Origin of the sequence: Massilia sp. CT11-108 (assembly GCF_047302915.1) — a bacterium.
GTDB classification, from domain to species: domain Bacteria; phylum Pseudomonadota; class Gammaproteobacteria; order Burkholderiales; family Burkholderiaceae_D; genus Telluria; species Telluria orientalis.
The window spans coordinates 1-285 of record NZ_JBKYMO010001462.1; the positions used below are offsets into that span (position 1 = coordinate 1).

Genomic DNA, 285 nt, shown 5'->3' on the forward strand with positions numbered 1-285 from the left:
CGTGCCGTTGACCTGCGCCGCCGTCCAGCTGGCGCCGTTGTCGAGCGAGACCTGGACTTGCTCGCCGGTCTGCAACGTGGCGCTCAAGGTGCCGCTGATGGTCTGCGCGGCCGTGTCCGTGATGAAGTCGGTGCCCGATGCGCCATGATCGGCCGAGAACGCGATGCCGCCCACGGTGGTCGTGGGGGCGGCCAGGTCGATGGTGAACGTCAGGCCGGCCGAGGCGCCGCTGGCGTTGCCGGCGGCATCCGTCACGATCGTGGACACCGTGTGCTGGCCCGCGCC

The 285-nt window shown here is 71.2% G+C and carries 1 protein-coding gene; it reads right to left on the minus strand.

The features are described from left to right. Positions 1-285, minus strand: a 285-nt coding sequence (locus ACEN88_RS35275) for a hypothetical protein (protein ID WP_413347064.1), incomplete at both ends; no start/stop codon positions are given.